The organism is Paenibacillus sp. MT86, assembly GCF_058792535.1.
Window position 1 is genome coordinate 6,720,036 of record NZ_CM179499.1, and the last position, 13,206, is coordinate 6,733,241.

10 protein-coding genes are annotated in these 13,206 nt (G+C 53.3%); 3 read left to right on the forward strand and 7 right to left on the reverse strand.

Going from position 1 to position 13,206, the window contains the following annotated elements:
- Positions 1-36 precede the first annotated feature (36 nt).
- From AC3RCL_RS30630 to uxaC, 5 genes are all read right to left on the reverse strand, one after another.
- A complete protein-coding gene (locus tag AC3RCL_RS30630) occupies positions 37-1,077 on the reverse strand; it encodes an ABC transporter permease (protein WP_492533720.1) in 1,041 nt (346 codons plus the stop codon).
- 91 nt (positions 1,078-1,168) lie between these two features.
- The gene (locus AC3RCL_RS30635) at positions 1,169-2,854 is read right to left on the reverse strand and encodes an ABC transporter substrate-binding protein (RefSeq protein WP_492533722.1); all 1,686 of its coding nucleotides are present in this window, start codon (positions 2,852-2,854) and stop codon (positions 1,169-1,171) included.
- Between the two features lie 239 nt (positions 2,855-3,093).
- The gene (locus AC3RCL_RS30640; RefSeq protein ID WP_375121559.1) at positions 3,094-4,836 is read right to left on the reverse strand and encodes a sensor histidine kinase; all 1,743 of its coding nucleotides are present in this window, start codon (positions 4,834-4,836) and stop codon (positions 3,094-3,096) included.
- Positions 4,833-6,434: a response regulator transcription factor gene (locus AC3RCL_RS30645; protein WP_213580746.1), complete on the reverse strand. Its 1,602-nt coding sequence runs from the start codon at positions 6,432-6,434 to the stop codon at positions 4,833-4,835. The genes AC3RCL_RS30640 and AC3RCL_RS30645 overlap by 4 nt, the downstream gene beginning before the upstream one ends.
- A gap of 110 nt (positions 6,435-6,544) precedes the next feature.
- Positions 6,545-7,948, reverse strand: coding sequence for a glucuronate isomerase (gene uxaC, locus AC3RCL_RS30650; protein ID WP_492533724.1), 1,404 nt, complete (start codon positions 7,946-7,948; stop codon positions 6,545-6,547).
- An 87-nt stretch (positions 7,949-8,035) separates the two neighbouring features.
- Between uxaC and AC3RCL_RS30655 the strand changes: the two genes are divergently transcribed.
- The 3 genes from AC3RCL_RS30655 to AC3RCL_RS30665 all read left to right on the forward strand — a co-directional run bounded on the left by AC3RCL_RS30655 (position 8,036) and on the right by AC3RCL_RS30665 (position 10,858).
- Positions 8,036-8,713: a GntR family transcriptional regulator gene (locus AC3RCL_RS30655; RefSeq protein ID WP_192570293.1), complete on the forward strand. Its 678-nt coding sequence runs from the start codon at positions 8,036-8,038 to the stop codon at positions 8,711-8,713.
- A 115-nt stretch (positions 8,714-8,828) separates the two neighbouring features.
- The gene (gene uxuA, locus AC3RCL_RS30660; protein ID WP_015737917.1) at positions 8,829-9,926 is read left to right on the forward strand and encodes a mannonate dehydratase; all 1,098 of its coding nucleotides are present in this window, start codon (positions 8,829-8,831) and stop codon (positions 9,924-9,926) included.
- Entirely contained in the window at positions 9,923-10,858 is a 936-nt protein-coding gene (locus AC3RCL_RS30665) for an SDR family oxidoreductase (RefSeq protein WP_096775727.1), read from the forward strand. The genes uxuA and AC3RCL_RS30665 overlap by 4 nt, the downstream gene beginning before the upstream one ends.
- A gap of 183 nt (positions 10,859-11,041) precedes the next feature.
- Here AC3RCL_RS30665 and AC3RCL_RS30670 read toward each other — a convergent pair whose 3' ends face one another.
- Together AC3RCL_RS30670 and AC3RCL_RS30675 are read right to left on the reverse strand one after the other, a co-directional pair.
- Positions 11,042-11,914: an RNA polymerase sigma-70 factor gene (locus AC3RCL_RS30670; RefSeq protein ID WP_213580748.1), complete on the reverse strand. Its 873-nt coding sequence runs from the start codon at positions 11,912-11,914 to the stop codon at positions 11,042-11,044.
- On the reverse strand, positions 11,892-13,190 hold the full coding sequence (locus AC3RCL_RS30675; protein WP_492533728.1) for a phytoene desaturase family protein: 1,299 nt from the start codon (positions 13,188-13,190) through the stop codon (positions 11,892-11,894). Before AC3RCL_RS30675 ends, AC3RCL_RS30670 begins: the two co-directional genes overlap by 23 nt.
- Positions 13,191-13,206: the final 16 nt, after the last annotated feature.

A 13,206-nucleotide genomic window follows, 5' to 3' on the forward strand; every position in this document is an offset into this window, starting at 1 on the left:
GTTTTCTGATAGAGAACGGTTCTCGCAAGCTTTCGCTTAGAACAATCGGTCTTCGCCCAGTCTCTTCGCGATATGGTTAGCCGTGAACAAGAGTATGAAGCTGACGACCGTCTTGAACATGCCAGCTGCAATCGAGAGCGAGAAGTTGCCCATCTGAATACCGTATTTCAGCACGAAAATATCCAGGTTCTCGGAATAATCCACGTTCATGCCGTTGCCAAGCAAGTATTGCGGTTCAAAACCGGATTCGAGCAGGTTGCCGATATTCATGATCAGCAGGATGATGAATACCGGCTTCAGACCCGGCAAGGTGATGTTCCAGATCCGTTGAAAGCGCCCGGCGCCATCGATTTCCGCCGCCTCGTACTGCGAGGGGTCGATCATCGTCATGGCCGCCAAATATATAATGGTGTTCCAGCCGACATTCTTCCATACTTCCGAAACACCGAGTATTCCCCAGAAATATTCTCCTTCCCCAAGCCATAGGATCGGCTCCTTAATGATCCCGAACCACATGAGGAGTTCATTGATAATCCCGCCGTCTGCGGACAAGGCCGTCGAAATAATGCTCGCAGCCACAACCCAAGAGATGAAATGGGGCAAATAACTGATCGTCTGCACGACCCGTTTGAACATCAAATTACGCAGTTCATTAAGCAGAATCGCTAACACAATCGCCGTCACGAACCCTAAGACAAGGTTGATGAAACTCATGGCGAGCGTGTTGCGCATGACCCGGAGGAAGTGTTCGTCCTGAAACAGGAAGGTAAAATGCTGCAGGCCTACCCATTCCTGATCGAATATCTTCTTCGCCGGTTTAAAATCCTGAAACGCGATGGTCCAGCCCCACAGCGGCATGTACTTAAAGACAAACAACCATATCAAAAAAGGAATCGACATGAAGACCAGCGCCTTCTGCTGCAGCAGCTTCCGGAAGAAGCTTTTTTCGCCTGATGGCCGTTCATGATTCAAACCGGTATCGTTTTTTCGTTGTTTATTGAAGAAACCTTTCGATACCGCCGGCGCTTCACGTAGCGCCGTGGTCTCTGCAGGTCCAATCGGGTTCGCCTTATCCACGGTTTCTTCTCCTTCCTATCCAGCCCTAGAAGAGGAGGGACGGATCTGGGCCATTTCGGCGGTCCGCCCTTGTTCGCCTCTCCTTCTTCTATTATTGTCCTTGGGCATTTGCGATTTTCTTGGCTACTTCCTCGGTGATCAGATCCTCGTATCCCTTCACGTCCAGCTTGCCGAACTCGCCCACGTATTCGTTCCAGATGCCGTCAAACTCCGCAGGGCTGGCAAGAACCAGTTTCGGGAAGTATTTACGCTGCAAATCGCTTTTCTTCTGCGTGAAGATTTGGGCCGGCGAGCCCTGATCGATCGGAATGCTCCAAGCCGGGTACCAAGGACGGTCGTCCGGTGCCGCAAACAATTGCGAGAAGGAATCGATGTCGTATGCTTCAAGCAATTTCTTGTCCGGTTCGGAGTAGGACATTTTGGCAACCTCAGGCTGGCGTCCCGCACCCACGGAATTACCGTCAGGAAGCGTAGATCCGTTGCCGTAACGAGGCCAGTTGTATTCAAAGTACTTGAAACCGAACGATTCGCGGAAGGCTTCCGTATTGGTCTGTGCAATCTGCTCTTCCGTACGGTAGAAGCGGCCGTTCTCATCGACGGAATACGTCTCGTCCTTGATGCCCCAGTTCGACAGAATCTGGTTCTCGTCCGTCAGCAGGTTGTTGAAATACTTCACAATGCGCTCCGGATCCTTCGCGCTGACGGAGATCCCGACGCCGCGGTTGTTCACAAAGGATGGCGGATCCAGATACTGATCCTTGGTATTCTCATCGTATACGATCGGCAGCGCCATATATTCGAGATCGTCGTTACCCGATTTACTGGCTGTTTCGCGCAGATTGTTCATCGCTTGGCCTACCTGCCATCGATAATCGAAGAAGCCAAGCACCTTACCGGAAGTCAGTTTGGCAAGGTATTGATCATAGTTGTCCACGAAAGAGGATTTATCGAACAGGCCTTCCGCATTCAGCTTGTTCAGCTCCTGCAGGTACCGCTTCGTAATGTCGTCGTCCGCGTAATCATTCGCTACGTGAGTCTCCATGTCGATGATAATGCCGCCGTCGTTCGGATAGCCGGCCAAGTGCATCGGGGCATTGGTCAGGGCAAAAAATTTATCCTGCGTCGTCAGTGCCAGATATCCGGTCAAGCCTTCCTCCGGATGTTTCTTCACGTAGTCGCGAATCAGGGCCAGGTACTCGTCGAAGGTCTTGATTTTCGGATAACCCGCTTCCTTCAGGACGCGGCGTTGAATCCAGAATGCTCCTTGCTCGATATTCGGAGCCGACGTGTACTCTCCAACAACCGCACTCAGCGGCAGAAAGTAGATGTTGCCGTCCTCGGCTTTCATCAGGTTGTAATAAGGCTCGTACACCCGCTTGATGTTAGGGCCGTACTTATCGATCAGGTCATTGAGCGGAATGAAGGCGCCCGCCCCGACCAGCTTATCGATTGAGCTCCCTGGTACAATCACATCGGGATAGTCGTTACTGGCAATGAAGGTTCCCACCTTGGTGTTCTCGTCTCCTACCAAATGCTCCATTTTAAAATTCACGCCGGTTTGGTCTTCGAAAATTTTACCGATGGTGGTTTCGTTCGTATTTTTGTCTTTACCGGCTGCCGCGTTGAAATAGGTGAAGGTGACCTTCTCTTCTTTCTTCTCGCCTTCGCCGCCGGCTGCCGGTGTATTATCCTCTGCCTCTTTACTGCCGCCGCATGCTGCCAGAAGTGATACCATCATAACCACGGTCAGACAGCTCAGCCAAAATTTCTTGTTCATGCTCTTGACCTACCCCTTTCGGTCTCGTTAGTTTGTAAGCACTTTCATTATAAGAGAGCTCTGGGACGATTTTCACCCGTCAATCTTTAGGTGATACTTTGAAAACTATAGAACCGTATCCTTAGCCGTGAAAAATGGCAGCTCCGCAGCCAGGATTCTCCCCTGCACTTCCGCCGACTAACGAACAAATCCTGCTAGGGTCACTCCGATTCGGAATGCCACAGCAGGATTTGCCGTCCTTATATTTCAATGGGAATGGACAGTTTGACCCGTGTGCCCTGTCCAGGCGAGCTGTCAATTTCAAACCGGAACCGGCTGCCGTAGTACAGCTTTAACCTGTAAATCACATTCTGAATGCCGATCCGCTCTCCCATCTCGTCCTCGGTCTCGAGATAACGGTAGATGCGTTCCACCTTCTCCGCGGGCATGCCTGCCCCGTTATCCTGAATGGTACAGATCAGGGATTGGCCCTCGCGCACAACCCGAACTTCAATGCGCCCCCCGTGCTTGAGCGGCTCGATGCCGTGAATGCTGGCATTCTCCACAAACGTGACGATGGCCATTTTCGGTATTTGCAGGTGACCCTCTTCGGCTGGAGCATGAACCGAATAATCGATTTTGTCGCCAAATCGGTATTTCTGGATTTCAAGGAAACAATGGATGAACTCCACTTCCTCCTTGAGCGTCACCATGTCTTTTTTCCAAACGAGCGAATTGCGGAAGATCTTCGCCATATTATGAATGATCCTTGCCGTCTCATCCTCATCCTTCATCAGGCTGCGCATGCGGATCGTCTCCAGGGCATTAAAGAGGAAGTGCGGATTAATCTGGCTCTGCAGCGCATTCAATTGCGCGTGCCGCCGCTGCAGCTCCAAATTCTTCTTCTGGATATCCGCCACGTACACGTCATTGATCAGACTCTTGAGCTGCAAGGTCATCCGGTTGAATTCACCCGTCAGCTGACCGATCTCGTCACGTGCCTCAGCCTCTTGGATGGTGTCGTAATTCTGGTTCTTCACCTTCTTCATATGTTTGAGAATCCGTACAAGTCGTACGTTAAGGGAACGGCTGATCCAAACAATCACCAGGCTCGGAAGCAGAAAATTCAGGCAGGTCAGCACAATGACGAACCGCAAGGACTGATGCACGTCGCGCAGCACCACATCCTCCGGCGTCACCGCCATGATCGTCCAGGTGTTCAGATTGTTGGTCGTGAACGTATCGGTATGAAACTCCAGAAACCTGTCGCCATGCGCGATGCTGCTGTACGGTACAGCGCCCTGCGTGACATCGACCTTCGGATCCGTGGTGTATTCGATATTTCCTGCCCCGCTCAGCAGATACACTTTGCCCTGCACATTCAGATTGCTCATGATCTGGCGGATCGAAGGCATCCGCATATCGATCTTGAGATACTTGGTGTGATCATCCTGGGAGCTGAAATAATTCATGCTCCGGATGATGCTGAAGCTGTCCAATTGACCGTTCTTGCCCGTACGCATCACGATCGGCTGGGTTACGTTCTTGCCCGCAATCGCCTTGTACCAAGCCTCTTCCTTCACCTGGCCATCGATATAATTGATGCCGCCGGAATACAGCAGGGTCGGATTGTCGACATACACCGCAATTTCGCTGACCGAATTGTATACGGCGCTGCCCGAATTCAATATGCGGCGGAGATAAGTATCATACGCCTCGATATAATCGGCTGGATGATCGTACACCGTTTCCACGATCTCGTTCAATTGAACGTCCGTATAGAAGACCGAGGAGATCTCCAAGGCGTCCTCGACTTCACGACGGAACTCGTTCTTCATCTGTTCAAGCGCTACGGTAATATCCTGGATCCGCTGCTCCCTTACGCTGCCGGACGTCACATTGTAGAAGATGAGGTTGGTAATCAGGATCGGCAAAAAGACGGCCAGGAAATAAAGCAGCAGCATCTTGTCCCGCAGACGGACATTATTCAGGCTCGGCTTCATGCATTCGTCCCTTCGGACGCTGCCTCCTTCATCAAGCGGTTCCGGTACTCGCTTGGCGTCATCCGCTCAATCTTCTCGAATTGCGTCACGAAATAGTCCGGATTGCCGAAGCCGACCCGCTCCGCCACCTCATAGATGCGCAGATCCGTCTGGCGCAGCAAACGCTTGGCTTCGTTCACGCGCAGCTGGAGCAAAAAATCATTAAAATACATGCCGTACGCTTTTTTGAACAGCTGACCCAGATAAACCGGGTTCATGTAAAACTTCCCGGCGATGCCCTTCAGACTGATATTCTCATGATAATGGGCCTCGATATAAGCCCGGATCTTCTGGATTCCGCCTTTGTGCTGTTCCTTGCGCAGCTGTCCGATATAGTTCGCGCTCTCAATCGCAAAATCCGTGAACAGCCGCTTCAGCCCCTGAAGCGACAAGTTGCGGTCATGCCACTCGGTCATCGGCTCGAGACTGGACAGCCGGCTTTGATCCCCGTCCATGCTGCTGAGCACACGGACCACGCCCAGCACGCATTGGTTGATCGCCGTCTTCACCGCTTCGGGAGCATACAGCTTCTCCTGGAAGGATTCGAACAGCGAACGAATCGTCTCCTCCAGCTTCTCGAAATGCAGCTCCTCGATCTGCTCCAGCAGCTGCTGGTAAAGACGCTCCTCCAGTCCGATGTATTGCAGATCATGCACCGCGGCTTCTTCATGGATCACGATGCCGCTCTCATCGTAGATGTACTTGTATAGGAGGGATTGCTTGGCCGTTTCGTAGGCATCCTGGACGAGGGACAGACGTGAAACCGGCCTGCCAAAATAGACGAAGATTCTTTCATGCTTCGAATCGGCGAGCGATTGCTGAAGGCGCCTGGCAAATCCCCGCTGACACCCCTGGAACGATTGCAAGATGCTTCCAGGAACGATGATGCCGATCCGGTTGCGGTGCTCATGCAGATAGAAGGGCTGTTCTCCATTCGAGATCGCAAGAAGCGCCGATTCCACCCTGTCCTTGAAGTCGCCTCCGTCATTGTCGTTAGCCGAAGCCGGCGGATGGTCGTTCCGTTCGACAAAAACATAGAACAGACGGTCTTCCGGCCGGAGTTCAAGACGCCGCTCCCATTCCTGCAGCAGACTCTCATCCGCCTCCCCTATAATGAGCGATTCCATCAAGGCGCCCGACAACAGCTTCTCTTCCCGCGAGCGTGCCTCGCGGTCCGACTCCAGCCTTTCGCTGAGCCGGACCAGCGCCTGACTGAATTCCGTCTCGTCAATCGGTTTCAGAATGAAATCATGCACCCCGTAACGGACAGCCTGCTGGGCATAGTTGAAGTCATCGTATCCGCTTACAATAATGAAATACGGCTTCACGATATCGTCCGTGACGACGCGTCGGATCAGCTCGAGTCCATCCAGCACCGGCATGCGGATATCGGTGATGACCACATCCGGCCGAAGCCGTTCAATCAGTTCCAGCGCGTCTTCCCCGTTATCCGCCTCATCCACAATGTGAAAGCCGCAGGCTTCCCAATCAATCAGCTTCAGAAGCCCTTTGCGCGTAAACACCTCGTCATCCACCAATATCGCCCGGTTCCCTTGCACGGTATGTCCCCCTCGCCTTTTCGCGCACATCTGCTTGTCACAGATCTTATCTGTTCATCAGCAAACGCTTTCATATAGTAAATCTATTGTTCATGCTCTGTACGCAATTGTCAATGAATTTGAAAATAACGCTCGGCATTGTGGTAGCAAATATCCTGGATGATGGCACCGATATATTCATAATCCGCGGGCAGTTCCCCTTCCTTGATCCAATCTCCGAACAGACGGCACAGCACTCTCCGAAAATATTCATGCCGCGGGAACGACATAAAGCTCCTGGAATCGGTCAGCATGCCCACAAAGGTGCTGATCAACCCCATGGAAGACAGCGCGGTGAGCTGCTTCAGCATCCCTTCCTTCTGGTCGTGGAACCACCAAGCGGAACCGAGCTGAAGCTTGCCCTCGACACCGGCCGACTGGAAATTCCCGATCGTGGTAGCGATCATTTCGTAATGCGAGGAATACAGGCTGTACACAATGGTTTTCGGCAGCTGATCATTCCTGTCGAGACTGCTCAGGAATCCGTTCAGGCTTTCCGCCAGATGGAAATCGAGAATCGAGTCATACCCGCTGTCCTTGCCGATCTTCGCGAACATGCGCGCATTATTGTTCCGAATCGCCCCAATGTGCAGCTGCATGGTCCAGCCCTTGGCATGATACATCTCCCCCAGCTTGAGCAGGGTATGGGTGCGGTATTTCCGTTCCTCGAGCGGGGTTAAGCTGCCTCCGTCGATGGCTTTGCCGTAAATGTCCGCAACTTCTTTAACGTCTGCCTGTTCATAAGGAAAAGCGCCAAAGCCGTGATCCGACAGGCGGCAGCCATGGTCATGGAAATATTGGATCCGCTCCTGCAGGGCATCCAGCAATCCCTGATAGGTGTCCACGGTTATACCGGCCGTTGTTCCCAGCGTCCGTGCATATGAGGGAAAGTCCGCGTTCGCGATATCCAGTGCCCGGTCCGGCCGAAATGCAGGGGCCACGACGGTGGACAATTCCCCTTGATCCCGAATGGCCCGGTGAAACTCCAGCGAATCGACGGGATCATCCGTCGTGCAGGCCACGTTGACCTTGAATTTTTCCAAAATTCCGCCTGCCCGCAAGGCATGAGCCTTCAGCTGCTCATTGCAAGCGTCCCAGATCTCCTTGGCATTCTCCGCGGTCAACCGCTCTTGAATCCCGAAATAGCGGGTCAGCTCCAGATGGGTCCAGTGATAGAGCGGATTGCCGACCAATCGCGGAACGCATGCCGCCCAGGCCATGAACTTCGCTTCAGGACTGGCGCTGCCTGTAATCAGCTCTTCGTCGACGCCAAGCCAGCGCATCGCCCTCCATTTGTAATGGTCCCCCTCCAGCCATAGCTCCGTCAGGTTATCGAACTGCCGGTTGATGGCAATATCCTTCGGGTTCAGATGGTTGTGGTAATCGAATATCGGCATCCCTTCCGCATAATCATAATAAAGTTTCTTCGCGCTGTTGCTGTTCAGCAGCAGATTCTCCGTGTCCAAACGGCTCATGTGGTTCCCCTCCGATTCTTATTTCGATTTTCAGTTCCATACTACCATACAAGTATGGTAGTATGGAATACATTAGGAGGTGATGCAGTGGTAGAATCTTTGCGATTACAGCCAGGATCGGCCGGACATATCGTGTACTCCCGGCTGAAGCAGCAGATTGTCAGTCTCGAGCTGCCCCCGGGAACGGCTCTGTCCGAGAAGGAGGTTTCCCTTTCCTTCGAAGTCAGCCGGACGCCGGTGCGGGAAAGCTTCGTCCGCCTGGCCCAGGAAGACCTTGTGGTCGTGCTTCCCCAGCGCGGCACGCGCGTCTCGCTCATCGATTCGGAGCTGGTCGAGGAAGCGCGCTTCATGCGCGAGCAGCTGGAGAAGGCCGTCGTCCGGCTTGCCTGCGAAAGCTTCCCCGGGGAGAAATTCGCCGAGCTGGAGCGAAATCTGTCCGAGCAGCGCGAGAGCATCGAGAAGCATGACGGCAAGCACATGTTTGAGCTGGATGAGGCCTTCCACCGTATTCTGTTTGAAGGCTGCCGCAAGGTCGGCACATGGAACGTGCTGCAGCAGATGAACGCTCATCTGAACCGGAGCCGAATGTTATGGCTGTCTGCCGATCCGAATTGGACCAACCTGTACGAGCAGCATCGGGAGATCGCGGACGCGATTTCGCGTCATGACGCCGATCATGCCGAACGTGAAATGCAGCAGCATCTGAGCCTGATTATCTCCAATCTGGCCGTGCTGAAAGAGAAGCATCCCGATTATTTCAAATAAGCCGTTACCCGCGAAAGACCCTTATTCGTCACGGCTTCATCTTGGCGTTACACTCGTAACTGCAAAATTCCCAGCAGTGCGTTAACTCCTTAAACTTGTAAAGGACGGTGAAGAAATGCGCATGGTATTCAGATGGTTCGGCGAGGGCAACGATACGGTCTCGCTGGATCAGATTAGACAAATCCCCGGCGTGGAGGGCATCGTATGGGCACTTCACGATATTCCTGTCGGCGAGGAATGGCCGATGGAGCGAATTGAGGAAATTGCGGACCAGGCCAAAGCGTACGGGCTTCATATTGACGTCGTGGAAAGCGTGAATGTGCACGAGGACATCAAACTCGGCCTTCCCTCCCGGGATCAATACATAGCCAACTACATCCGGACGATTGAGAAATTGGGCCAGGTCGGCGTCAAAGTCATCTGCTACAATTTCATGCCGGTGTTCGATTGGGCTAGAACCGATCTTCATAAACAGACCCCCGATGGTTCGACGGCCCTCTTCTTCGAGAAGGCCAAAATCCACGGCATCGATCCGATGGAGCTGGTTCAGACGATCAACCGGAACAGCGCGCTTACCATGCCGGGCTGGGAGCCGGAGCGTTTGGCGCATCTGACCTCCCTGTTCGAAGCGTACCGCGGCGTTACCGAGGAAGACTTGTGGAGCAACCTCGAATATTTCTTGAGCGCCGTCATCCCGGCTGCCGAGAAGAACGGCATCCGAATGGCCATTCACCCGGATGATCCGCCTTGGCCGATCTTCGGCCTGCCGCGGGTCATCACCAGCCAGGAAAATCTCCGGAGATTCCTGCAGCTGTACGATAGCCCGGCGAACAGCCTGACCCTGTGCAGCGGCTCGCTTGGCGCCAATCCGGACAATGACATCGTCTCCATGATCCATGAGTTCCACGACCGGATTCCGTTCGCGCATATCCGGAACGTACGCGTCTACGAGAACGGCGATTTCATCGAAACGTCCCATCGTACCGAGGACGGCACCGTCGATATTTCCGGCATTGTGCAGGCCTATCATGACAACGGTTTCACCGGATACGTAAGGCCCGATCACGGGCGGCATATCTGGGGCGAGCAGTGCCGTCCGGGTTACGGCCTGTATGACCGCGCCTTGGGCATTATGTATCTCTGGGGGCTGTGGGACGCTTACAGCCGGGAACGCGCGGGAAGTCCGGCCGAGCTGAAGGAGGCCGTACAATGAGTGAGGTAAATATCCATGCAGCAGGTACATCCGAAGCCGGATCAAGCGGAGCTTCTGTTGAATCCGCACCGCAAGCGACACCATCCCTTCCCATTCATCCGTCATTAAACGGGAAGACGGTTGTCATTACGGGCGGCTCCGGCGTATTGTGCCGGGCGATGGCTCTTGAGCTGGGGCGGCAAGGTGCCAAGGTGGCCGTCTTGAACCGTACGGCCGAGAAAGGGCAGCAGGTGGCCGATGAAATTACGGCTGCCGGCGGTACGGCGATTGCCGTTCCCTGCGATGTAACGGATGTGGAAAGCGTCAGGCAAGCGGAAAAAGCTGTGCGCGAGTCTTTCGGACCCTGCGATATCCTGATTAACGGAGCCGGCGGCAACCGGAAAGACGCGAATACAACCAACGAGATTTTCCGTCCGGAGGATGTGGGGCAGCCCGATGTGACAACCTTCTTCGGGTTAAGCGTGCCGGGCTTCCGCAGCGTGTTCGATTTGAACTTCATCGGCACGCTGATACCGACGCAAGTCTTCGCGGAAGGGATGCTGGGGCGTCCCGGGGCCGTCGTGCTGAATGTCTCGTCCATGAGCGCACCCAGCCCGATGACCAAGGTACCGGCTTACAGCGCAGCCAAAGCGGCCATCAACAACTTCACGCAGTGGCTGTCCGTTCATCTTGCGGAATCGGGCATTCGCGTGAACGCGATTGCGCCGGGCTTCTTCCTGACCGAGCAAAACCGCAATTTGCTGACTCATAGCGACGGTACATTAACCGAGCGCTCTCATAAAATCATCTCCCATACCCCCATGAGGCGTTTCGGCGTGCCGGAGGATCTGCTGGGCACCCTGCTCTGGCTCGTGGACGATCAGACCTCCGGCTTCGTCACGGGAACGGTAATTCCCGTGGACGGCGGCTTCATGGCATATTCAGGCGTATAACGGAGTACTATGCTGCAGAGCAGCAGCCTGTCAGTCATAAGCTTGACTGGCTGGACCATGATGCGTAAGCAGATGAAATGCTGGAGTGACTCTGCGAGGCGTATCTCCTGAGAATTCCTCAGCCTTATACAGCAGCAGGGCCGACTAAGATTCTATGATCTTAAATCAGCCCTGCTTTTTGTATCACGGCAACTGTATATGTCTGAGTTTATCCGGATTTGCCACGGTATACATCGTCTCGATTCGATTGTTTTTAAAAGCAAAAGAATAAATAAATTGGACACCGTGATCCAACCGGATCCGTATTCCCGGCAGACCATTGACGGTAAGATAAGAGTACACATATTGTCCTTCATACATTTTAAGCAGGTTCAGATGCAATTGGATCACTTTATGGACTCCAACCACAGGTATTTGCGCCGCTCTGACTTTACCGCCGCCGTCCGAGTAGAGCACGACATTTTCGCTTAACAGCTCCAGCAGCTTATTCGTGTTTCCCTGTAAAAGGGAATCCACAAAATCCTTGATCTGCGCCTCCGCCACCGAGATCGATGGTCTCTGATCAGGATCAAAATGAATGCTGCCCTTGGCACGGCGGAAGATTTGACGGCAATTTGCACTGCTTTTTCCCAGGATTTCAGCAATTTCGTCATAGGAATAATGGAAAATCTCGCGGAGAAGAAAAACGGCTCTTTCCACCGCGTTAAGCTGCTGAAGCAGCAGCAGGTATGCTGTAGAAATGGACTCTTGCTGCTCTACGATAAGAGAAGGGTCCGTCTCTGACGCCATATTCTCGATCAGGGGTTCCGGCAGCCAGGGACCGACGTACAGCTCGCGCTTTTTGGCAGAAGAGCGCAGCAAATCCAAGCAGCGATTCGTTACGATTTTGTACAGAAACGCTCTCTCATTGCGAATGTCCTCCGGATGGGGCAATTGGTTATAGCTGATGAAGGCCTCCTGCACGATATCTTCCGCATCCATCACACTTCCCAGCATCCGGTAAGCTAACGAGAAAAGAGCGGATCGATAGCTTTTATACAATGACTCTGTGCTCATTCGGGGTCCTTTCCTCACTTTCAAGCGAGAGTATATGCTGTACGGCCCGCTTGGCGCTTGCAGTTGCAGCATCAACCAAGAGTTCGCCATGCGCTGCCCATTCTCCCGCTACATACAACCCGATGATTTCAGGGACGGCTGGACCCGGGTTCTCCTGGCGTTTCAGATGCATAAAATCATGGCAAACCGTGATGTTAGGAAGGTATTGTTTCTCAACGAGCTCGTTGCGCCAACCCGGCTGCACCAAGTCTAAGGTTTCTTCTAACTCCTGCAGATCCCTTCTTGCATCCTTCTCCTTGCCCTGATACTTAAGCAAGGTTATGACTTGCGCGCCGTCTTCGCTCAGGTAAGCCGCTCGGGATTGATTCGAGAGAAACACGGTTTGATCGAGGCCGTACACAAACTGCTGCTTCGGCTCCGGAAGACGACGCAGGGCTACATCCAAGCAAGCCGCTGTCACTTCGACCGCCTGCTCCTTCCACGTATGCAGAGCGGTTTCTTCTGCATGGGGCACCAGTTCGTGGGCGACAGCTGGAGGCGTGGCAAGAATAATATGATTGGCTTCTATTTTCATGCCATCGCCGCAAAGGACGTGCCGTACCTTTCCCTCGTGATGATCAACCGAAATGACTTTATTCTTCGTTACGATTTGAACTCCCTGCTCCAGAGCCTTTTGTTTTAATTCATCGACCATGGCCCCCCAGCCCCGATCCAGATACAATACCCCCTTCAGCGCGTGCTTAAGCTGCTGCAGTACGGGACCGGCCGCCTGCAGGTCAGGGGCTACCACATAACTCGCCGTACGCAATAGCGAATAGAATAAATTTCGTACCATGGGATCCTGCACGTTGCCTTCAATCCATTCGCGCACACTCATCTTGTCGTACACCTGCGTATCCAGTTTACCTAATTTCGCAAGCCAAGCACCGAGCTCCATCTTGCCCCTCCAGGATAATAGAGGGGTGGTGAATAGAGATTTCACGCCCATGGGTAACGGACTTAGTTTCCCTTTCCAAATACCGTACCCGTCAACCGAAGGTCGACCCCCCGGCAATTGGAGCCCTAATTCGCGAAAGGTTAGAAGGGCATCTCCATGATATAAGGCATGCCCGCCCAGATTGAAGTAGGCTCCCTTCTTCTTATGGGTCATGGCCCGCCCCCCCAAACGTTCCTGCTTTTCAACGAGTATCGTTTGCTTTCCGGCTCTAGCCGCATAGATTGCTGCTGTTAAACCCGCTACGCCTCCACCTACAACGGCAACGTCATATTGTAGCATCCGTCATCATCCCTTT